The sequence below is a fragment of the Jannaschia sp. S6380 genome, assembly GCF_023015695.1.
Classification (GTDB): Bacteria; Pseudomonadota; Alphaproteobacteria; order Rhodobacterales; family Rhodobacteraceae; genus Jannaschia.
This window is the reverse complement of sequence record NZ_JALKAS010000001.1, coordinates 2250726-2271202: the sequence shown is the minus strand read 5'-3', so window position 1 is coordinate 2271202 and position 20477 is coordinate 2250726. Positions and strand designations below refer to the sequence as shown.

The following is a 20477-nucleotide window of genomic DNA, read 5'->3' as shown; positions in this document are numbered from 1 at the left end:
TTCCGGGGCGGCGATCTACGCGAAAACGTCCTCGGAGGCGTATCCGATCGCAATTACAGTGGCCGAAACTTCCCCTTATTTTCAGAAAGTTGAAACAGACCACGGTCGTTGAGGCGGGCCATCTCAAGAATTCCTTCCCAATGCCACAGCACGGACGCTGCTTGCTTTGTGACAGGCTTCCGTTGGAGCGCTGGAGAGAGGTAAAATGCGATGATCCTATTCCTCATAATTGCAGCACGCTCAGCCTTCTTTTTCGAGTTTGCTAAGTCCTTTGATATTACTATCCATCCGCGCTCTCGTCCAAGTATATCGAAATATTCGACATCTAGTATATCAGGCCGGAATTTGTCCCGCAGGGCAAACGCTTCGTGCCCATCCTTGGAGATGATCTCGTGAAGACCTCTGGCGAGCGCTGGCGGCATGTTGTGATCGAAAAGAACCTTCGCCATCAACCCAGAGTTCTATGGCTTCTCAAGCGCTTCTTCAAAATTGATAGCATTGCGGACTGCTTTCTCTGGAATTTCGTATAGATCTGAAAGTTTCTGTACGCTTCCAGTCAATTCAAACTCATCCGAGATCACTTTTGTTGAGATTCCAAAATCGTCTAGGAGTGGATCCCCAAAATACCTTTTGGGGTCTACAACAACGCCTGATGCAAATCCCGGTCGCCAGCGCGCCACTTGATCTCCATCATATTCCAAATCGACAAGTGATTGGCCGACAACTTTCGAGAAGACCTTCTGGCCGGGGTTCTTCTTTGAGAGGCTTAAATACTCTCCGTCGTTTTCGATCGCGTCTATCAGAATTTCTGCGCCATCCGTTCTAAATCCAGCAGTAGAAAGTGGCCTGCTAATTCCATAGCGCTCCTTAGCCAGATTTATCGCGAAGCGAATGCTCTGCATCGAAAGCCCTGCCGCTCGAAGGGCTTTCACTACTCGCAACTCAATGAGATCGAGAAAGCTTAGTTCGGTTGTGTCGTCCAGAGGCTGATAATACGCGTTCCATAGCGGTGGGTTTGGGCCGCTGCCCCTCGTCCACCTAAGAACATCTTGCGGCGTCGAGCCGATAAGGCGTGCAACTTCGCGCGGCGTGTAAACGCCTTCGCCGAGAATGTTAATATCAAGTGGCATCAGGCCCTCCGGTGCCATTACTAGACCCGGAGGCCCACTTTGTTAATCCTCTACCGGTCAAGTCGGGACCTTATATGGCAAGCCTTAACGCCCCCCCTTCTTCCGCCGCTTCACGTTCCCCCCGCGCTGCCCCGGTCGCCCCGCGGTACTCCGCCCCTCGGCCTTGCGCGCATCCTCTACCGCCTGGGCGACCGCCGATTGGCGCGCCAGCGGGTCGTCGGACACCAGGAGGTCGACCTGTTCCAGGCGCTTGACCTCGTCGCGCAGGCGGGCGGCTTCCTCGAATTCCAGGTTCTCGGCGGCCTTGCGCATCTGGGTGCGCAGGGCGTCGAGATGGGCCTGCAGGTTGGCGCCGGCCATGGGCTTGTCGACCTTGGCCGTGACGCGGTTCATATCGACGTCGCCCTGGTAGAGACCGGCCAGGATGTCCTCGACGTTCTTCTTGACCGTCGCGGGGGTAATGCCGTGTTCCTCGTTGTAGGCCTGCTGCTTGGCGCGGCGGCGGTTTGTCTCGCCGATCGCGCGTTCCATCGAGCCGGTGATGCGGTCGGCATACATGATGACGCGGCCCTTCTCGTTCCGGGCGGCGCGGCCGATGGTCTGCACAAGCGACGTCTCGGAGCGCAGGAACCCCTCCTTGTCGGCGTCCAGGATCGCGACCAGCCCGCATTCGGGAATGTCGAGCCCCTCGCGCAACAGGTTGATCCCGACAAGCACGTCGAAGGCGCCGAGGCGGAGGTCGCGCAGGATCTCGATCCGCTCGATCGTGTCGATGTCGCTGTGCATGTAGCGGACCTTGATGCCCTGTTCGTGCAGGTATTCGGTCAAGTCCTCGGCCATGCGCTTGGTCAACGTGGTGCAGAGCGTGCGATAGCCGTCGGCGGAGACGCGGCGGATCTCGTCCAGCAGGTCGTCCACCTGCATGTCGACGGGACGGATCTCCACCGGCGGGTCCAGCAGGCCCGTGGGGCGGATGACCTGTTCGGTGAAGACGCCGCCGGTCTGCTCCAGCTCCCACGCCTGGGGGGTGGCGGAGACGAAGACCGATTGCGGGCGCATCGCGTCCCATTCCTCGAATTTGAGGGGGCGGTTGTCCATGCAGGACGGCAGGCGGAAGCCGTGTTCGGCCAGCGTCATCTTGCGGCGGAAGTCGCCCTTGTACATGCCGCCGATCTGGGGAACCGAGACGTGGCTTTCGTCGGCGAAGACGATGGCGTTGTCGGGGATGTATTCGAAGAGCGTGGGCGGCGGTTCGCCCGGCGCGCGGCCTGTCAGGTAGCGGCTGTAGTTCTCGATCCCGTTGCAGACGCCGGTCGCTTCCAGCATCTCCAGGTCGAAATTGGTGCGCTGCTCCAACCGCTGCGCCTCGAGGAGCTTGCCCTCGCCCACCAGCTGGTCGAGGCGGATCTGAAGCTCCGCCTTGATGCCCTTGATCGCCTGCTGCATCGTCGGGCGCGGCGTGACGTAGTGGCTGTTGGCGTAGATGCGGATCTTGTCGTAGGTGCCGGTCTTGGCGCCCGTCAGCGGGTCGAATTCGGTGATCGACTCCAGTTCCTCGCCGAAGAAGGACAGCCGCCATGCGCGGTCCTCTAGGTGGGCGGGCCAGATCTCGACCGAATCGCCGCGAACCCGGAAGGAGCCGCGGGCGAAGGCGGCGTCGTTGCGGCGGTATTGCTGGGCCACCAGATCGGCCATGACGCGGCGCTGGTCGTATTCGCTGCCCGCGATCAGGTCCTGGGTCATGGCGCCGTAGGTCTCGACCGAGCCGATGCCGTAGATGCAGGAGACCGACGCCACGATGATGACGTCGTCGCGTTCCAGCAGCGCGCGGGTGGCCGAGTGGCGCATCCGGTCGATCTGCTCGTTGATCTGGGATTCCTTTTCGATGAAGGTGTCCGACCGGGGGACGTAGGCCTCGGGCTGGTAGTAGTCGTAGTAGCTGACGAAATATTCGACTGCGTTGTCCGGGAAGAAGCCCTTGAACTCGCCGTAAAGCTGCGCCGCCAGCGTCTTGTTCGGCGCCAGGATGATCGCGGGGCGCTGCGTCTCCTCGATGACCTTGGCCATGGTGAAGGTCTTGCCGGTCCCGGTCGCACCCAGCAGGACCTGGTCGCGGTCGCCGTCATCGATGCCCTGGGACAGCTCGACGATGGCGGTGGGCTGGTCGCCGGCGGGCTTGAAGTCGGTCGCCATGCGGAACCGCTTGCCGCCCTCCAGCTTCGGGCGCGCGGCGGCGGGGCGCTGCATCATCGGCAGGTGCCCGGTCGCGTCGTCGTCGCGGGGCGGCAGGGTCAGCGTCTCGCCCTTGGGGCGGTTGGTGTTGTTGTGCGCCATGGGGATCTCGGGGCTCGGGACGGGCAGGGCTATACATGTGACGTTCCGGGGACGTTCTTCAACCCGTCCCGCGGCCCGCCTATGGCAGGGTGGCCGCGCGGGCCCTTGCCCCCGGCGGGCCCGCGCGGCTATCTGGGCCGGACCGTCACACCCCCGAACCGGAGCTCACCATGCGCGCCCGCATCTTCAAGCCCGCCCGCACCGCCATGTCGTCCGGCACGGCCAATACCCGCGACTGGGTTCTGGAATTCGTGCCCGAGGCCCCGCGCGAGATCGACCCGCTGACCGGCTGGACCGGATCGCGCGACACGCAGGCGCAGGTCCGCCTCCAGTTCGAGACGCAGGAAGAGGCCGAGGACTACGCCCGCGACAGGGGCATCGACTTCGTCGTGCTTCGCCCACAGGGGCGCAAGGCCAACATCCGCGCCGGCGGCTATGGCGAGAATTTCGCGACCAACCGCCGGGGCTCCTGGACCCATTAGGCGGGAGCGGCGCGGGGGTCAGGCCGGGGGCGCGGACGTCCGCAGGTAGTGCGCGATCGCGGCCTCCATGCCGTCCGACCAGATCATCGCAAGCCAGGGCGCGAACGCCTCCTCCAGACGCGGCTCGCCGGCCAGGTCGCCATAGATGTCGCGCTGCGCGAGCCAGGCGGCCGGCTGGTCGCGGGCCGCCTGGGCGGTTGCCTGCAGGCGCGACCAATGCGGGTCGTTGGGCGCGATTTCCGTTCCGTCCTCGCGCAAGCCCGCACACATGCGCGCCCAGGCCGCCTCGACCAGGGCCAGGCCGGCGATGGGGGCATCGGCGGCCAGCGCGTCGCGGATGACGGGCAGCAGGAAACCCGGGTGACGGGCCGAGCCGTCGAACGCCACGCGCCGGGTGGTGTCGCGGATCTGGGGGTTGGCGAAGCGGTCCGCCGTCAGTTTGATATAGGCGGCGGGGGTCATGCCGGGCACGGCCGCGACATGGGGCGCGATCTCCCGGCTGGCGACAATGCGGAACAGCGGTCCGACCGCGTCATGGGCCATGCAGTCGGCAATGGTGGCAAGGCCCAGCACCTCGCCCGGATTGGCCAGGATCTGATGTCCGGCGTTCAGGAGCCGCAGCTTCATCGCCTCGTAGGCGTGGACATCGTCGGTGAAAGTGGCGCCGGCCTGATCCCAGTCGGGGCGGCCGGCGCAGAAGCGGTCTTCCATCACCCATTGCCGGAACGGCTCATGCGTGACGGGCGCGCGATCCGCGACGCCGAAATCCCGGGCCAACGCGCGCTCCGCTTCGCCGGTGGCCGGGACGATGCAGTCGACCATGGCGTTCGGAAAGGTGCAGTTGGCGTCGATCCAGCCGGCAAGGTCCGCGTCGTGCAGCCGGGCGAGGCCGGTAACCGTGCGGCGCAGGATGTCGCCGTTGCCCTGCAGGTTGTCGCAGGACTGGCAGGTGAAGGGCCCGTGCCCGGCGGCGCGGCGCCGGGCCAGCGCGGCGACCATGGCGCCGAAGGCGGTGCGCGGCCGGTCGGGATCGGCCGCGTCGTGGCGGATGTCGTCGTGATCCTCGTCGAAGCCGCCATCGCCGGTGCGGAAATAGCCGCCTTCGGTCACGGTCAGCGACACGATGCGGATCTCGGGGTCGGCCATGCGCGCGATCAGGGCGGCGTTGTCGGGCTCGACCGGCAGAAAGTCGATCATCGCGCCCGTCACCTCGGCCGATCGTCCGTCGGGGTCCAGCTCGATCAGGGTGGTCAGGCAATCCTGCGCCAGAAGCGCCGCGCGCTGATCGGCGTCGGCGGGCCGCACGCCCGCGCCCAGGATCGCCCAGTCCCGCGCCCGACCGTCCTGCATCAGGCGGTGCGTGTACCAGGCCTGGTGGGCGCGGTGAAAGTTGCCCAGCCCGATATGGACGATGCCGGGCGACAGGTCGGCGCGGTCATAACTCGGCACGGCAATGGTGTCGGGCAGCCGGGCGAGGCCGTCCAGCGACAGCGGTTCGGGCGCGGACCCGTCCGGCCCGCGTGCGTTGCGCGTCAACTCATCCATTGGCCGCCATCGACATTGTAGGTTTGCGAGACGATGTAGTCGGCCTCGGACGAGGCGAGAAAGACGGCCATGCCGGCCAGATCGGCGGGCACGGCGTAGCGGCCGGCGGGAACGCCCGCCTCCACCTCGGCGCGTTTCTGGCCGATGGGTTTGCCTTCCAGGCGGGCGAAGGTGGCGTCGACATGTTCCCAGTGGGCGCCGTCGACGACGCCCGGCGCGATGGCATTGACGTTGATGCCATGCCGGATCAGGTCGAGCCCGGCCGATTGCGTCATCGAGATCACCGCCGCCTTGGTCGAGCAGTAGACGAGGACCAGCGCCTCGCCGCGCCGACCGGCCTGGCTCGCCATGTTGATGATCTTGCCGCCATGGCCCTGCGCGATCATCTGCCGCGCCGCCGCCTGCATGGTGAACAGCGTGCCCGCCACGTTGACGGCATAGAGCCGGTCGTAGCTTTCGCGGGTGATGTCGATGGTCCGGTCGGCATCGAAGAGCGCGGCGTTGTTGATCAGGATGTCGAGCTTTCCGGCCGTCTCGACCGTGGCGGCGATGGCGGCGTCGATGCTGTCCTGCGCGGTGACGTCGAGGTGGACCGCATGGGCCCCGTCGCCCAGCGCCTCCGCGGTGGCACGCGCCGCGTCCAGGTCGATATCCGCGATGGCTACCGTCGCGCCCTCACGCAAGTAGGCCTCGGCGAAGCCTGTCCCGATACCGCGGGCGGCCCCCGTGATCAACGCGGATTTCCCATCAAGGCGTTTCATGGCAGGCGCAGACCCCGCGCGTCGAAGCGGTGGATCTTGTCGGCCTGCGGCTTCAGGTGGATCGTGTCGCCGTGACGCAGTCCGACCTCGCCGCCGGCGCGGACGGTCATCGGCTCCTCCATCTCGGGCAAATGGACGTGGAAGAAAGTGTCGGAGCCCAGATGCTCCGAGACGCCGATCTTGCCGGTGAAGCTGCCGCCCTCGGGCACGACGTCGAGATGTTCGGGTCGGACGCCGATGGTGTGGGCGCCGTGCGCGGCGGCCGGGGCGCCGGTCATCAGGTTCATCTTGGGGCTGCCGATGAAGCCCGCCACGAAGACATTGCGCGGACTGCGGTAGAGGTCGAGCGGCGAGCCCACCTGTTCGATGTTGCCGGCCCGCAGGACGACGATCTTGTCGGCCATCGTCATCGCCTCGACCTGGTCGTGGGTCACGTAGATCATCGTGGTGTCGAGGCGGGAATGCAGTTCCGATATCTCCAGCCGCATGCCGACACGCAGCGCGGCGTCGAGGTTGGACAGGGGTTCGTCGAAAAGGAAGGCATCGGGCTCGCGCACGATGGCGCGACCGATGGCCACCCGCTGACGCTGCCCGCCCGAAAGCTGCCCCGGACGGCGGTCGAGATAGTCAGTCAGGTTCAGCGCCTCGGCGGCCTTGCGGATGCGGGCCTCCTGCTCCTCGGCGGGCATGCCGGCCATCTTCATCGGGAAGGCGATGTTCTTGCGCACCGACATATGCGGGTAGAGTGCGTAGCTCTGGAACACCATGGCGAGACCGCGCTTGGCCGGCGGCAGGGCGGTGGCGGGCTTGCCGTTGATGCGGATCTCGCCGGCGGTGACATCCTCCAGCCCCGCGATCAGGCGCAGGAGGGTCGACTTGCCGCAGCCCGAGGGGCCGACGAAGACCACGAACTCGCCGTCCTCGATGGTCAGGTCGAGGGGCGGAATGACCTCCACCTCGCCGAATTTCTTCTGCACGTTCTCGAGCGTGATGCGTCCCACGGGGGCGACCTCCCTTATTTCACGGCACCGAAGGTGAGGCCGCGGACGAGTTGCTTCTGGCTGAACCAGCCCATGATCAGGATCGGCGCGATCGCCATGGTCGAGGCGGCGCTGAGCTTGGCGTAGAACAAACCCTCGGGGCTGGAATAGCTGGCGATGAAGGCCGTCAGCGGGGCCGAATTGGCGGCCGTCAGGTTCAGTGTCCAGAACGCCTCGTTCCAGGCCAGGATGACGTTGAGCAGCAGCGTCGAGGCGATGCCCGGCACCGCCATCGGCGTGAGCACGTAGAGGACCTCGTTGCGCAAGGACGCGCCGTCCATGCGCGCGGCCTCCAAAATCTCGCCGGGGATCTCCTTGAAGTAGGTGTAGAGCATCCAGATGATGATCGGCAGGTTGATCATCATCAGCACGAAGACCAGTGCCCAGACGTTGTCGAGCACGCCGAGGTTGCGGAAGATCAGGTAGATCGGCACCAGCACGCCCACGGCCGGCAGCATCTTGGTCGACAGCATCCACATCAGCACGTCGCGCGTGCGCTTGCCGGGCACGAAGGCCATCGACCAGGCGGCCGGGATCGCGATCGCGAGGCCCAGGAGGGTCGAGCCGAAGGAGATGATGACGCTGTTCCAGAAGAACCGGAAATAGTCCGACCGGGCCTGCACGATGCCGTAGTTTTCGGTCGTCCAGTCGAAGAAGAACCAGATCGGCGGGTCGGCGATGGCCTGCGCCTCGCTCTTGAACGAGGTCAGGACCGTCCAGAGGATCGGGAAGAAGATCGCCAGGCCCAGGACGCCGGCCAGGGCGGTGTTGAAGACCTTGCGGCGGGTGGTGATTGCGCGTGCCATCTGCGGTCCCTCCTCAAGCGTCCAGGTTCTTGCCGATGGCGCGCATCAGGAAGATCGCGACGATGTTGGCCAGGATGATGGCGATCACGCCCCCGGCGGAGCCTTCGCCCACGTCGAAATTCAATAGGCTCTCGGCGTAGACGAGATAGGTCAGGTTCGTCGACGCGGTCCCCGGGCCGCCATTCGTGGTCACCAGGATCTCGGCGAAGATCGACAGAAGGAAGATCGTCTGGATGAGGATCACCACGGTGATCGCCCGGCTGAGATGCGGCAGCGTGATATAGAAGAAGCGCGAGATCGGCCCGGCGCCGTCCATCTCGGCGGCCTCCATCTGCTCGCTGTCGAGCGACTGGATCGCGGTCAGCAGGATCAGCGTCGCGAAGGGCAGCCACTGCCAACTGACGATGCCGATGATCGACATCAGCGGCGCCTGCGCCAGGAAGTCGTAGGGTTGCAGCCCGACCGCCTCGGCCGCATGCGCGAAGAGGCCGTTCACCGGGTTCAGGAACATATTCTTCCACACCAGCGCCGAGACGGTCGGCATGACGAAGAACGGTGCGATCACCAGGATCCGCATGATGCCCTGGCCCCACATCGGCTGATCCAGCAGGATCGCCAGCAGGATACCCAGCACCACGGTGATGATCAGAACGCCCAGCACGAGGACGAGCGTGTTCACGAACGCCTCCTGGAAGGCCTGGTTGCCCAGGAACCGTTCGTAGTTGCGGAAGCCGACCCAGCCCTGACGCTCCGGCGTAAGCAGACGGTAGCGACGGAACGAATAATAGAGCGTCATGCACAGCGGGATCAGCATCCAGGCAAGCAGGAGGGTCGTCGCCGGGGCGATCATCCAGCGGGCGGCGGCGCGGGAATGGGCGGTGGCCATGACGGGGAATCCTTGCGCTAGGGTCGCGACGGGACGGGATCGGGCGGGGTTCGGCGGATCGTGGCGGGGCCCGAAGGCCCCGCCGGAGGCGCGGGGCTCAGTTGTAGCCCGCGTCCTCCATTTCCTCGACGGTCGACTGCTGTGAGGCGGCCAGCGCCTCCTCGGCGGTCATGTTCCCGGCCAGCGCGGCCGAGATGTTCTGGCCCACCGTCGTGCCGATGCCCTGGAACTCGGGGATCGCGACGTACTGGATGCCGGTATAGGGGACCGGATCGGCCGTGGCGTCCGAAGGATCGGCGGCTTGGATCGAGCTCAGGACCGTCTCGGCGAAGGGCGCCGCATCGATGTAGTTCTGGTTCTCGTAGGTCGAGACGCGGGTGCCCGGCGGAACCGCGACCCAGCCCTTGGCCTCACCCACCATGTTGACGTAGTCGGCGCTGGTCGCCCAGGAAAGGAAGTCCTTGGCCACGTCGGCCTTCTGCGTGCTGGTCGGCACGGCCAGCGACCAAGACCAGAACCAGGCGTTGCCCTTGTCGACATCGGCCACCGGCGCGGCGGTGAAGTCGATGCGGTCGGCGACGTCGGACTGTTCGGGATCGAACACGCGGCCGGCCGCCGAGGTGGCGTCGATCCACATGGCGCATTTGCCGGTCTGGAACAGGGCCTGGTTCTCGTTATAGCCGTTCGCGGTCGCACCCGGGGGGCCGTAATTCGTCATCAGGTTCAAGTAGTAGTCGAGCGCGTCGGCCCATTCCGGCTGATCGAGCTGGGGGACCCAGTTCTCGTCGAACCAGCGGCCGCCATTGGTGTTCACCAGCGTCGAGAAGAACGCCATGTTCTCGCCCCAGCCGGGCTTGCCGCGCAGACAGATGCCGTACTGCTCGTTCTCCTTGTCGGTCAGGGCGGCGGCGAATTCCTCGATCTGCGCATAGGTCGGCTGGTCGGGCATCTCCAACCCGGCCTCCTCGAACAGGTCGGTGCGGTACATCGTAAAGGACGATTCGGCATAGAAGGGCAGCGCGTAGAGCGTGCCGTCATGGCTCAGGCCGGCCTTCACGGCGGGGATCAGGTCGTCGTAGTCGTAGCCCTCGATCGAATCGAGCGGCTCCAGCCAGCCCTGCGCACCCCAGATCGGCGCTTCGTAGGAGCCGATGGTCAGGATGTCGTACTGGCCGCCCCCGGTGGCGATGTCGGTGGTGACGCGCTGACGCAGCACGTTTTCTTCGAGCACGACCCAGTTGATCGTGTTGCCGGTCTGCTCCTCCCATTGCGAAGACAGTTCCTGCATGATGATCATGTCACCGTTGTTCACGGTGGCGATCGTGATTTCCTCGGCGATCGCGGCGGCGGGCAGGGCGGCCGCGATGGCCAGTGTCGCCACGGATCCCGTAAGGGTGCGCTTGGCAGTCATGATGTTCCTCCCATCAGTGTTGGCGCAGAATTTTACGCGCGTTCACCAATACGCGGCGAGATTACCTCGCGTCAAGAATTTATTGGTCTCCTGGAGGGTCGTGGTGGAACAATCCGCCCCCGTCAGGCGGATTCCCGCACTTTCATTGCCCCGGGGAACAGCTGAACGGTCTGCTGCGACGGGGCATCTTCCGCGCGTATCTTGTGAACGAGACGGCTGACGGCGGCCCGTCCGATTGCGTCCACGTCCTGGGCGACGGTGGTCAGCGACGGCGTCAGGAAGGGGCAGAGCGGATAGTCGTCATGCCCGGCGATCCGCAGGCCGCCATGCCGCGTGGCGCCGGCCTCCAGCCCGTGCCTCGCCGCCGCCCGCAACGCCCCGATGGCCAGCCGGTCGTTGGCGCAGAGGATCGAGGCGCGCGTGTGCGCCCCGCGCGAGAAGCAGGCGTCCAGCACGGCCTCGCCATGGGCCTCGAAATGCCAGGTCTCGTCGACGGCGTCGGTGCCGATGACCACGGGCGGATGCCCTGCGGCCTCCATCCGCGCGACATAGGCGTTCTCGCGCTCCAGCGCGTTGAAGTTGACGCGCGGCATCGCCAGGAAGATCGGCGGATCGCCGCGCTGACACAGGTAATCCGTAATCAAACCCGTACTTTGCGCATGATCGGTGCCGACGAAATCGACATTCGACAGCGAGTCGGGCCGCGAATCGACCAGCACGAATGGAAGTCGGGAATTCAGCCGTTCGTGAACCTTCAGATCGCTGTGGTTGCCCAGCGGTGCCACCAGCGCGCCATCCACGCTCATCGACATGAAGGTCTCGGCCGCACGCGCCTCGATCCGGGCGTCGGAGTGGGAGCATTGGGTGATGACGGTGTAGCCGGCCTCCATCGCGGCCCGCTCCACCGCCTCCAGCAACTTGGTGAAGAACAGGTCGTTCAAATAGGGGATGAGGACGCCGATGATGCCCGTGGACTTGCGGTTCATCCGCGTGGCGAAGAAATTGGGGACGTATTCGACCCGGTCCAGTCCACCGCGGATCTTCTCGGCGGAGCTGCGGCTGACGGCGCCCGGGTCCTGGAAATAGCGCGACAGCGTGGGACGCGAGACGCCGATCGCGACCGAAAGCTCCTCCATCGTTCGGATGCGCGGCTTGTTCGGTTCCTTTCCGCCGTCCTGCCCCATTTTTCTCTCCCTGAACATGATCCGGCCTCGAGAGGTCGAATTTTGACATGCGATAAAACTATGCCTATAGCTCGACCCTGTTGGCAAGGGAGGAGTGCCGTGTTCCGTAATCACGCCCTGCTCGCGATCGGCGAGATCCTGGTCGAGTTCGTGTCGCATGTCCGCGATTGCGGGCTGGAGCGGATCGGTCCCTATTCCGGCCCCTATCCCAGCGGCGCGCCTGCCATCTTCGCCGACCAGGCCGCCCGCCAGGGGGCGCGGAGCAGGATGATCGGTGGCGTCGGCGCCGACGGGTTCGGCCGCGCGGTTCTGTCGCGCCTGCGCGCGGACGGCGTCGATCTGGACGCTGTGACCACCGCCCCGGACCTGCCGACCGGGACGGCCTTCGTGTCCTACTACCGGGATGGGCGCCGCGACTTCATCTTCCATCTGGCGGGCACCGCGGCGGAGCGGCTGCATGTCCCCGATGCGGCGCTGACGGCCCGGCCCACGCTGTTGCATGTCTCGGCCGCGTCGCTGGGCCGCGCGCCGCTGCGCACGGCGATCCTGTCGGCGGTCGATACGGTCCTCGCGGCGGGCGGCGCGGTGTCCTGCGACCCGAACGCCCGGCCCGAACTGATGCGCGACGCCGAGGCACGGGCGGCGCTCGACCACGTCATGGCCCGCGCCCGCATCCTGCTGCCCAGCATTGGCGACCTGGCCTTCCTGTTTCCCGACCTGCCCGAGGCCGAGGCCATGGAGGCCATCCTGACTTCGGGCGCCGATATCGTGGTCCTGAAACGTGGCGCGCAAGGCGCGACGGTCGCCGGCCCGGAGGGGCGTCACGACCTGGCCGGACATCCGGTGGAGGAGGTCGATCCGACCGGCGCGGGCGACTGCTTCTGCGGGACGTTCCTGGCCGCGCTGACGCGGGGCGCGTCGGTGCGACAGGCGGCGGTCCGGGCGAACGCCGCCGGGGCGATCGCGGTCACGCGGCGCGGGCCGATGGAAGGCAATTCCACGCCCGCCGAAATCGACGCCTTCCTGACCGCGCACGGGGGCGGCTCGTGATCGACATCCGCGACATGATCGCGCGCAACCGTGCCGGCGAAGCGATCGGCCTGCCCAGCTTCTGCACCGCGAACGGGCATGTCCTGCGCGCGATCCTGGCCCATGCCGCCCGGACCGGGGCGCCCACCGTGATCGAAGCGACCAGCAACCAGGTCAACCAGGACGGGGGCTATACCGGGATGGATCCCGCGGGCTTCATGTCATGGCTGACCGGGATGGCACATGCGGTGGGTGCGCCGATGGACCGGCTGATCCTCGGGGGCGACCATCTGGGGCCGAACCCCTGGCGCGACGCCCCGGCGGCGGAGGCGATGGCGCGGGCGGGCGAGCTGGTCCGCCTCTATGTCGAGGCGGGCTTTACCAAGATCCATCTGGACGCCAGCATGGCGCTGGGTGGGGAGCGGCCGCCGTCCTTCGAGACCATCGCGACGCGGGCGGCCGAACTCTGCGCGGTGGCCGAGCGTCATGCCCCCGATCCGGACCGCCTGATCTATGTCATCGGGACGGAGGTGCCGATCCCCGGCGGTGAGACGGAGGAGCCGGACGCGCTGGACGTGACCACCGTGGCCCGGCTGGAGGAGACGATCGAGACGCATCGCGCGGCCTTCGCATCGCGCGGCCTTCAGGCGGCCTGGGGGCGCATCGTGTCGGTCGTGACGCAGCCGGGCGTCGATTTCGGCCATTCCCGTGTCTATGATTATACGCCCGAGGCGACCCGCGATCTGAGCGCGGCCATCTTGCGGACGGACGGTCTGACCTTCGAGGCGCATTCGACAGACTACCAGCCGACTCGCCTGTTGCGCGCATTGGTGGGCGACCACTTCTTCTTCCTGAAGGTCGGCCCCGAACTGACGTTCCGTTTCCGCGAGGCGGTCATCGCCCTGTCGCGGATCGAGGATGCGCTGACCGTCGACCGCCCTTCCGGCCTTCGCGATACGCTCGACCGCCGGATGCGCGAGGACGACCGCCACTGGTCGGCCTATTATCGCGGCGACGCGGCGGAAATCGCGCGCCAGAAGCTGTTCAGCTATTCCGACCGGGTCCGATACTATTGGTCCGACGCGCAGGTCGCGACCGCGCTGGACCGCCTTCTGGGAAACCTGTCTGCATTGGATTTGCCGGCGCCGCTGGTGTCGCAGTTCTTCACCGATCTCGGGTTCGACGATGTGCCTACGGGGCCCGAGGACCTGATCGCGCACCACGTGGACCGGTGCATCGCGCGCTATTTCGCGGCGGCGGGGTTCGGTGACGCGGGCGGCTAGCCCGGCGTGGCGCGGCCCGTCCGGGGTTGCGTTCGGGCGGCGATTGCCTGCTGGTGCGGTCGGATGAATCCGCGCGATCCTTCCTCGAACATGGGCAGACGCCCCGACCGTCGGTCGTCCGTGAGGTATCTGCGTTGGCTCCTGTTGCTTCCCGGGGCTGTCGCGGTCTGGCTTATGGCGGGGCTGCTCGGCGCGGCGATCCCCGTGGCGGGCGAACCGCCCGGCGAGGAGGTCGAGATCGGTCTTGTCGGGACGGCGATCCACTACGACTTCCTGCTTCCCGCCACGCCCGAGACGCGCGCGGCGCTGGGTTTCGCGCGCCGGGCCGGCGTGCCGCTCGACGACCCGGCGGTGGCCTGGATCCTGGTCGGTTGGGGCGCGCATGATTTCTATACCAGCACGGGGCGCTATGCCGATATCGGCGCGGGGCCGGTCTTGCGCGCGATCACCGGCGACGGATCGGTGCTGCGCATCGATGTCTGGCCGGCCTTCGACGACCCCGCGACGCTGCGCCTGCGCCTGAGCGGCGCGCAATACGAACGCCTGCTGGCCGCCATTGCGGGCATGCAGGGCGGGCCGGTGCTGGATCATCCGGGCTTCACGCGGACCGACGCCTTCGTTGCGGCGCATGGACGGTTCCATCTCCTGCGTACCTGCAACGTCTGGATCGGAGAGATGCTGCGCGCCGCCGGCCTGCGCTTCGGCGCCTGGACGCCGACGCCGCAGGCGGTTCGCTTGTCCGTATCCCTTCATCTTTAGGCGATGACGGAACGGCGGACCAACGGCGTCGTTACTTTCAGGTATCCGATCCTCTGCTAGACTGGCGACATGACCCATACCGGACCCGAACCCTTGCCGATCGGCCCCCGCCCCTATGACCGGGCGGAACTGATCAGCGATGCCGTCGTCCATCTGGCCGGGCTGATGCTGGCCGTGATCGCGGTTCCGGTCCTGATTACGCTGACGGCGACGCTCCGGGGGGACGCGCTCGGCATCCTTGCGGTTTCGATCTATGGCGCGACGCTGATCGCGATGCTGTCGGCTTCGCTGGCCTACAACCATATTCACAATCCCGACCTGAAGGACCGTCTGCGGCGGCTGGACCTGTCGGCCATCTACCTCAAGATCGCGGGCACGGTGACGCCCTTCGCGCTGCTTTCGGGGACGGGCGCGATCTTCCTGGGCGCGATGTGGACGGTCGCCGTCGTGGCCACCGCGACCGCCTTCCTGCGGCAGCGCCGCTCGACGCTCCTGTCGGTGGGGATCGGGCTGGGCATGGGCTGGGCGGTCCTGGTGGGCGGCGGCGAGGTCATCGCGACGACCTCCTGGCCGGTCTTCGGGCTGATGCTGGCGGGGGGCGTCCTCTACTCGCTGGGAACGCCGTTCCTGATGCTGGAGCGGATGCGCTTTCACAACGCGATCTGGCACGGCTTCGTCGTCGCCGCATCGGTCGTGTATTTCGTCGCGATCACCTGGCACATGGTGGCCACGCGGATCGTCTGACCGGTTCGCCCGGATGATGCCGGTTTGACGACCGCCGCCTGCCTCTCTAGCGTGGTTGACCTAACGTAAATGCGAGGCCCCGATGGCGGATCCCTTTCAGGACGTGGACGCTGCGGGGGCCGAGTTCATCGGCGTCTTCGCAGACACGATGGATGCCCGGCAGGCGGAGCCGGCGATGGAACGGATCGTCGCGGCCTATCTGTCGAAGATGACCTTTCGCGACGGCGGGCTGACGGTGGAGGTGGGCGCCGGGGCGGGCGCGGTCAGCCGGCGCATCGCCAAGGCCGCCGCCCCGTCCGACGTGATTGGGTTCGACCCGTCCGAGGGGTTCGTGCGCGAGGCGCGGGCCCGCGTCGGCGACCTCGCCAACCTTCGCTTCGAAGTGGCCTCCGGCGCCGCCCTGCCGCTGGCGGACGGTGCGGCCGATACGGTGGTGATGCACACCGTCCTGACCCATGTGCCCGATCCCGGGACATTGCTGTCCGAGGCCCGCCGCGTGTTGCGGCCCGGGGGCATGCTGGTGGTCTGCGATGCCGATTTCTCCAAGGCGACGCTGGCCGGGTTCGCGGACGATCCGCTGGATGCCTGCGCCCGCCGCTTCGTACGGGATTTCGTGACCGATCCGCATCTGGTGGGCCGCCTGCGCGCGCTGATCGCCGAGGCCGGGCTGACCCTTTCGGACTTCACCGTCGACAGCCGGGTCATGACTGGCGGCAAGGGACTGGCCACCTGGGTGGATCAGACCACCGCCGCAATGGTCGCGGAGGGCCAGATCGGGCCGGCCCTGGCCGAGGCCATGCGCGCCGAGTTCGAGCGGCGGGCCGAGGACGGGACGCTCTACGGCTACATGGCCCTGGCCACGGCGATCGCGCTGAAGGACTGAACGGTGCCCGGCCCTGTGGCGCCGCCGTTTCGTCCGTGGCATGACGGGCCGAACCTGCCCGAAAGGACGCGACCATGGAATTCGGCAAGGGCTGCCATCTGCATCTCATCGACGGCTCGGCCTTCATCTTTCGGGCGTTCCATGCGCTGCCGCCCTTGGCGCGCAAGTCCGACGGACTGCCCATCGGGGCGGTCGCGGGGTTCTGCAACATGCTGGACAAGTATGTCGAGGGGAACACCGGCCCCGACGCCGCCACCCATGTCGCCGTCATCTTCGACAAGGGCAGCCACACGTTCCGCAACGACATGTACGACCTCTACAAGGCGAACCGGTCCGAGATGCCCGAGGATCTGCGCCCGCAGATCCCGCTGACGCGCGAGGCGACGGTCGCCTTCAACATCGCCTGTGAGGAGATGGAGGGGTGGGAGGCCGACGACATCATCGCCACCCTGTCCTGCCGCGCGCGCGATGCCGGCGGGCGCGTCACCATCGTGTCCTCCGACAAGGACCTGATGCAGCTCGTCGGCGACGGGGTGGAGATGCTGGACCCGATGAAGAACGTCCGCATCGATGTGGACGGCGTGCGCCAGAAGTTCGGCGTCGATCCCGACCGCGTGGTCGACGTGCAGGCCCTGGCCGGCGACAGCGTCGACAACGTGCCGGGCGCGCCGGGCATCGGCATCAAGACCGCGTCGCAGCTGATCGAGGAATACGGCTCGCTGGAGGAGTTGCTGGATCGGGCCGAGGAGATCAAGCAGCCCAAGCGTCGCCAGACCCTGATCGAGCATCGCGCGCAGATCGAGCTGTCGAAGCGCCTGGTGGAGCTGGATTGCGACAGCCCGCTGACCTTCGGGCTGGATGATCTGGAGATACGGGACGCGGAGCCGGACGTGCTCCTGGACTTCCTCAACCGGATGGAGTTCCGCACGCTCACGCGCAAGATCGCCGCGCGCTTCGACCGCGAGCCGCCCGCCATGGCCGAGGCCGCGCCCGTCGCGGATGCCCCCGCGGCATCCGAGGATGCGCCGATCGATCACGCGTCCTACGAAATCGTGCGGGGCGCGGCCGCGCTGCAGATCTGGCTGGACCGGATCGCCGCTGCGGGCATCGTGGCCATCGACACCGAGACGACCTCGCTGGACGAGATGCGTGCCGAACTGGTGGGTATATCGCTCGCAACCGAACCGGGCGCCGCCTGCTACGTCCCGTTGATGCATCGGTCCGGCGGCGGCGACCTGTTCGATGCGGAGACGCTGGCCGAGGGGCAGATGCCGAAGGTTGAGGCACTGGCGATGCTGAAGCCGATGCTGGAGGATCCGGCGATCCTGAAGGTCGGGCAGAACATGAAGTACGACTTCAAGATCTTTGCCCGCGAGGGGATCGAGGTCGGCCCGCTGGACGACACGATGCTTCTGTCCTACGCGCAGCATGGCGGGTTGCACGCGCATGGCATGGACACGCTGGCGGATCGCTACCTGAACCATCAGCCGATCCCGATCAAGACGCTGATCGGGTCGGGCAAGTCTCAGGTCACCTTCGACCGGGTCGAGATCGACCGCGCCGCGCCCTATGCCGCCGAAGATGCGGACGTGACGCTGCGCCTGCACCGCCTGTTCAAGCCGCGCCTGCATTCCGCGCGTGTCACGCAGGTCTACGAGACACTTGAGCGCCCGCTCGTCCCGGTGCTGGCGCGGATGGAGATGGCGGGGGTCGAGGTCGACCGCGACGTGCTGAGCCGGATGTCGGGCGCCTTCGCGCAGAAGATGGCGGCGCTAGAGGAGGACATCCACGCCAAGGCAGGCCGCCCCTTCAACGTCGGATCGCCCTCGCAACTGGGCGAGATCCTGTTCGGCGAGCTGGGTCTGGCCGGCGGCAAGAAGACCAAGACCGGCGCCTGGGGCACCGGGGCCGACGTGCTGGAGGATCTGGCGACCGAGCACGACCTGCCCCGCCTGATCCTGGACTGGCGGCAGATATCGAAGCTGAAGTCCACCTATACGGACGCGCTGCAGGTGCATATCCACCCCAATACGGGGCGCGTCCACACGTCCTATTCGATCGCGGGCGCGAACACCGGTCGCCTCGCCTCGACCGATCCGAACCTGCAGAACATCCCCGTCCGGACCGAGGAGGGGCGCCGTATCCGCGAGGCCTTCGTGGCTCCCGAGGGGCGGGTGCTGGTGTCGCTCGACTATTCGCAGATCGAGCTGCGCATCCTGGCGCATGTCGCCGGCATCGACGAGCTGAAGCAGGCGTTCCGCGAAGGCCAGGACATCCACGCGATCACGGCGAGCCAGATGTTCGGCGTGCCGCTGGACCAGATGACGCCCGAGGTGCGCCGCCAGGCCAAGGCGATCAATTTCGGCGTGATCTACGGCATCAGCGGGTTCGGCCTTGCCCGCAACCTGCGGATCCCGCGGGCCGAGGCGCAGGCCTTCATCGACACCTATTTCGAGCGGTTCCCCGGCATCCGCGCCTATATGGACGACACGGTGGCCTTCGCGAAGAAGCACGACCGCGTCGAGACCCTGTTCGGCCGCCGCATCCACACGCCGGAGATCAACGCGCGCGGCCCCGGTGCGGGGTTCGCCAAGCGCGCCGCGATCAACGCCCCGATCCAGGGCACGGCCGCCGACGTCATCCGCCGCGCGATGGTGCGGATGGAGGACGCGATCGTAGGGCTGGACGCGAAGATGCTGCTGCAGGTCCACGACGAATTGCTGTTCGAGGTGGCCGAGGCGGATGTCGACGCCCTGATCGACCGCGCGCGCGACGTGATGGAGGGGGCGAACATGCCGGTCGTCGACCTATCGGTGCCGCTGGTGGTCGATGCGGGGCAGGGCCGGACCTGGGCGGAGGCGCATTGATGCCGGACCGCGCGATGGATCGGGACGATGCGGACGCCCTCGCCACGACGCGACCGCGCGCCTCGGATGCCGCAGGGGGTCGCGACGTCCTTGCCCTTCCTCTGGCGCAAATACCTCACGGGGGTCCGGGGGCGTGACGCCCCCGGCGGGACGACACGGGCCGGACGTCATCGTTCTGCGCGACGCCCCTCCCCGCAGCCGTCCCGTCCCGGAGCCACGGATATGCTGATCGCGTTCAACAAGCCGATGAACGTGCTGAGCCAGTTCACAGACGAGGGGAAATGGCCCGGCCTGAAACGCTGGATCGACGTCGCCGGCGTCTATGCCGCCGGACGGTTGGATCGCGACAGCGAGGGCCTGCTGATCCTGACCGATGACGGGCGGATGCAGGCGCGGCTCACCGACCCGGCGCGGCGGACGCCCAAGACCTATCTCGCGCAGGTGGAGGGCCGGCCCCAACCGAGCGCGCTGGAGGCATTGCGCGGCGGCGTGACGCTGAAAGACGGCGCAACCCGGCCGGCGGAGGTCGCCGCCGTCGACGCGCCCGACTGGCTCTGGCCGCGCGACCCGCCGGTGCGGATGCGCAAGACGGTGCCGGACGCCTGGCTGCGCCTGACCATCACCGAGGGGCGCAACCGTCAGGTCCGGCGCATGTGCGCCCATGTCGGCCTGCCGGTGCTGCGCCTGGTCCGCTGGCAAGTGGGTGACTGGACGCTGGACGGGCTGGCGCCGGGCACTTGGCAGGCGATATGACGGATTTTCCCGACCTCACCGTCGCCTCGCGGGCCGAGTTGCGCGAATGGCTGGCACGGAACCACGACCGGTCGGGATCGATCTGGCTGGCCACCTACAAGGCGCATCACCCCGATCACCTGCCATGGGGCGAGGTCGTGGAGGAACTGCTGTGCTGGGGCTGGGTCGATGCCGTCGTGCGGCGGGTCGACGCGGATCGCTCGGCACACCGGGTCGCGCCGCGTCGCGAGACCTCGACCTGGTCGGCGGTGAACAAGCGCCTGGTCGCGAAGGCGCGCGCGACGGGCGCGATGACGCCCGCGGGCGAGGCCAGGATCGCGGCGGCGCGGGCCAACGGCATGTGGGCCTTCCTCGACGATGTCGAGGCCGGCATCGTGCCCGAGGACCTGGACGCGGCCCTGGGCGATCTGCGTGCCGTGTGGGACGATTGGCCGCGCAGCGTGACGCGCGGCACGCTGGGCTGGATCAAATCTGCCAAGACCGCGCCCACACGGGCGAAGCGCATCGCCGATGTGGTCGAAAGTGCCGGTCGCGGCCTTCGCCCCAGCCCGTTCCGGGGTGGAACCGGGTCCTGACCGCC

At 67.1% G+C, this 20477-nt stretch carries 19 protein-coding genes; 9 read left to right on the top strand and 10 right to left on the bottom strand.

The window, feature by feature from the left end; translation table 11 throughout:
• Window positions 1–53: 53 nt before the first annotated feature.
• The 3 genes from MWU52_RS11765 to uvrB all read right to left on the bottom strand — a co-directional run bounded on the left by MWU52_RS11765 (window position 54) and on the right by uvrB (window position 3380).
• Window positions 54–449 carry a hypothetical protein gene (locus MWU52_RS11765; protein ID WP_246952249.1) on the bottom strand — a complete coding sequence of 132 codons (396 nt, stop codon included), beginning with the start codon at window positions 447–449 and terminating at the stop codon, window positions 54–56.
• 12 nt (window positions 450–461) lie between these two features.
• Window positions 462–1130, bottom strand: coding sequence for a helix-turn-helix domain-containing protein (locus tag MWU52_RS11760; RefSeq protein WP_246952247.1), 669 nt, complete (start codon window positions 1128–1130; stop codon window positions 462–464).
• 84 nt (window positions 1131–1214) lie between these two features.
• Window positions 1215–3380 carry an excinuclease ABC subunit UvrB gene (gene uvrB, locus MWU52_RS11755; RefSeq protein WP_246952877.1) on the bottom strand — a complete coding sequence of 722 codons (2166 nt, stop codon included), beginning with the start codon at window positions 3378–3380 and terminating at the stop codon, window positions 1215–1217.
• 254 nt (window positions 3381–3634) lie between these two features.
• Between uvrB and MWU52_RS11750 the strand changes: the two genes are divergently transcribed.
• A complete protein-coding gene (locus MWU52_RS11750) occupies window positions 3635–3946 on the top strand; it encodes an ETC complex I subunit (RefSeq protein ID WP_246952244.1) in 312 nt (103 codons plus the stop codon).
• A gap of 18 nt (window positions 3947–3964) precedes the next feature.
• On the opposite strand, the gene MWU52_RS11745 is transcribed toward MWU52_RS11750, so the two are convergent.
• The 7 genes from MWU52_RS11745 to MWU52_RS11715 all read right to left on the bottom strand — a co-directional run bounded on the left by MWU52_RS11745 (window position 3965) and on the right by MWU52_RS11715 (window position 11579).
• Window positions 3965–5491: a mannitol dehydrogenase family protein gene (locus MWU52_RS11745; protein ID WP_246952243.1), complete on the bottom strand. Its 1527-nt coding sequence runs from the start codon at window positions 5489–5491 to the stop codon at window positions 3965–3967.
• A complete protein-coding gene (locus MWU52_RS11740; protein ID WP_246952241.1) occupies window positions 5479–6252 on the bottom strand; it encodes an L-iditol 2-dehydrogenase in 774 nt (257 codons plus the stop codon). Before MWU52_RS11740 ends, MWU52_RS11745 begins: the two co-directional genes overlap by 13 nt.
• Window positions 6249–7253, bottom strand: coding sequence for an ABC transporter ATP-binding protein (locus MWU52_RS11735; RefSeq protein ID WP_348645512.1), 1005 nt, complete (start codon window positions 7251–7253; stop codon window positions 6249–6251). Before MWU52_RS11735 ends, MWU52_RS11740 begins: the two co-directional genes overlap by 4 nt.
• Window positions 7254–7267: 14 nt before the next feature.
• Window positions 7268–8098 (bottom strand): carbohydrate ABC transporter permease, encoded by an 831-nt coding sequence (locus MWU52_RS11730; RefSeq protein ID WP_246952239.1) that lies wholly within the window; start codon window positions 8096–8098, stop codon window positions 7268–7270.
• Between the two features lie 13 nt (window positions 8099–8111).
• Window positions 8112–8984, bottom strand: a complete 873-nt coding sequence (locus tag MWU52_RS11725) for a sugar ABC transporter permease (RefSeq protein ID WP_246952237.1) — start codon at window positions 8982–8984, stop codon at window positions 8112–8114.
• Window positions 8985–9081: 97 nt separating this feature from the next.
• Window positions 9082–10395: a sugar ABC transporter substrate-binding protein gene (locus MWU52_RS11720; protein ID WP_246952235.1), complete on the bottom strand. Its 1314-nt coding sequence runs from the start codon at window positions 10393–10395 to the stop codon at window positions 9082–9084.
• A gap of 122 nt (window positions 10396–10517) precedes the next feature.
• Window positions 10518–11579 carry a LacI family DNA-binding transcriptional regulator gene (locus MWU52_RS11715; RefSeq protein WP_246952233.1) on the bottom strand — a complete coding sequence of 354 codons (1062 nt, stop codon included), beginning with the start codon at window positions 11577–11579 and terminating at the stop codon, window positions 10518–10520.
• 99 nt (window positions 11580–11678) lie between these two features.
• Here MWU52_RS11715 and MWU52_RS11710 point away from each other — a divergent pair, with 99 nt between their 5' ends.
• The 8 genes from MWU52_RS11710 (at window position 11679) to MWU52_RS11675 (ending at window position 20472) form a co-directional block, all read left to right on the top strand.
• Window positions 11679–12629, top strand: coding sequence for a sugar kinase (locus MWU52_RS11710; RefSeq protein WP_246952231.1), 951 nt, complete (start codon window positions 11679–11681; stop codon window positions 12627–12629).
• Complete coding sequence (locus tag MWU52_RS11705) at window positions 12626–13891, top strand: class II D-tagatose-bisphosphate aldolase, non-catalytic subunit (RefSeq protein WP_246952230.1); 1266 nt, start codon at window positions 12626–12628, stop codon at window positions 13889–13891. The genes MWU52_RS11710 and MWU52_RS11705 overlap by 4 nt, the downstream gene beginning before the upstream one ends.
• Before the next feature lie 120 nt (window positions 13892–14011).
• The gene (locus MWU52_RS11700; RefSeq protein WP_246952228.1) at window positions 14012–14650 is read left to right on the top strand and encodes a DUF2459 domain-containing protein; all 639 of its coding nucleotides are present in this window, start codon (window positions 14012–14014) and stop codon (window positions 14648–14650) included.
• A 69-nt stretch (window positions 14651–14719) separates the two neighbouring features.
• Entirely contained in the window at window positions 14720–15394 is a 675-nt protein-coding gene (locus tag MWU52_RS11695; RefSeq protein ID WP_246952226.1) for a hemolysin III family protein, read from the top strand.
• An 82-nt stretch (window positions 15395–15476) separates the two neighbouring features.
• Window positions 15477–16277 (top strand): methyltransferase domain-containing protein, encoded by an 801-nt coding sequence (locus MWU52_RS11690; protein ID WP_246952224.1) that lies wholly within the window; start codon window positions 15477–15479, stop codon window positions 16275–16277.
• 74 nt (window positions 16278–16351) lie between these two features.
• The gene (gene polA / locus MWU52_RS11685; RefSeq protein WP_246952222.1) at window positions 16352–19144 is read left to right on the top strand and encodes a DNA polymerase I; all 2793 of its coding nucleotides are present in this window, start codon (window positions 16352–16354) and stop codon (window positions 19142–19144) included.
• Between the two features lie 222 nt (window positions 19145–19366).
• The gene (locus MWU52_RS11680) at window positions 19367–19897 is read left to right on the top strand and encodes a pseudouridine synthase (protein WP_246952220.1); all 531 of its coding nucleotides are present in this window, start codon (window positions 19367–19369) and stop codon (window positions 19895–19897) included.
• Window positions 19894–20472, top strand: coding sequence for a YdeI/OmpD-associated family protein (locus MWU52_RS11675; RefSeq protein WP_246952218.1), 579 nt, complete (start codon window positions 19894–19896; stop codon window positions 20470–20472). The genes MWU52_RS11680 and MWU52_RS11675 overlap by 4 nt, the downstream gene beginning before the upstream one ends.
• Window positions 20473–20477: the final 5 nt, after the last annotated feature.

Bases quoted from the DNA above. Each gene is read 5' to 3' on its own strand.
- MWU52_RS11765 (WP_246952249.1), bottom strand. From the start codon at position 449: ATGGCGAAGGTTCTTTTCGATCACAACATGCCGCCAGCGCTCGCCAGA.
- MWU52_RS11760 (WP_246952247.1), bottom strand. From the start codon at position 1,130: ATGCCACTTGATATTAACATTCTCGGCGAAGGCGTTTACACGCCGCGC.
- uvrB (WP_246952877.1), bottom strand. From the start codon at position 3,380: ATGATGCAGCGCCCCGCCGCCGCGCGCCCGAAGCTGGAGGGCGGCAAG.
- MWU52_RS11750 (WP_246952244.1), top strand. From the start codon at position 3,635: ATGCGCGCCCGCATCTTCAAGCCCGCCCGCACCGCCATGTCGTCCGGC.
- MWU52_RS11745 (WP_246952243.1), bottom strand. From the start codon at position 5,491: ATGGATGAGTTGACGCGCAACGCACGCGGGCCGGACGGGTCCGCGCCC.
- MWU52_RS11740 (WP_246952241.1), bottom strand. From the start codon at position 6,252: ATGAAACGCCTTGATGGGAAATCCGCGTTGATCACGGGGGCCGCCCGC.
- MWU52_RS11730 (WP_246952239.1), bottom strand. From the start codon at position 8,098: ATGGCACGCGCAATCACCACCCGCCGCAAGGTCTTCAACACCGCCCTG.
- MWU52_RS11725 (WP_246952237.1), bottom strand. From the start codon at position 8,984: ATGGCCACCGCCCATTCCCGCGCCGCCGCCCGCTGGATGATCGCCCCG.
- MWU52_RS11720 (WP_246952235.1), bottom strand. From the start codon at position 10,395: ATGACTGCCAAGCGCACCCTTACGGGATCCGTGGCGACACTGGCCATC.
- MWU52_RS11715 (WP_246952233.1), bottom strand. From the start codon at position 11,579: ATGGGGCAGGACGGCGGAAAGGAACCGAACAAGCCGCGCATCCGAACG.
- MWU52_RS11695 (WP_246952226.1), top strand. From the start codon at position 14,720: ATGACCCATACCGGACCCGAACCCTTGCCGATCGGCCCCCGCCCCTAT.
- MWU52_RS11690 (WP_246952224.1), top strand. From the start codon at position 15,477: ATGGCGGATCCCTTTCAGGACGTGGACGCTGCGGGGGCCGAGTTCATC.
- polA (WP_246952222.1), top strand. From the start codon at position 16,352: ATGGAATTCGGCAAGGGCTGCCATCTGCATCTCATCGACGGCTCGGCC.
- MWU52_RS11680 (WP_246952220.1), top strand. From the start codon at position 19,367: ATGCTGATCGCGTTCAACAAGCCGATGAACGTGCTGAGCCAGTTCACA.
- MWU52_RS11675 (WP_246952218.1), top strand. From the start codon at position 19,894: ATGACGGATTTTCCCGACCTCACCGTCGCCTCGCGGGCCGAGTTGCGC.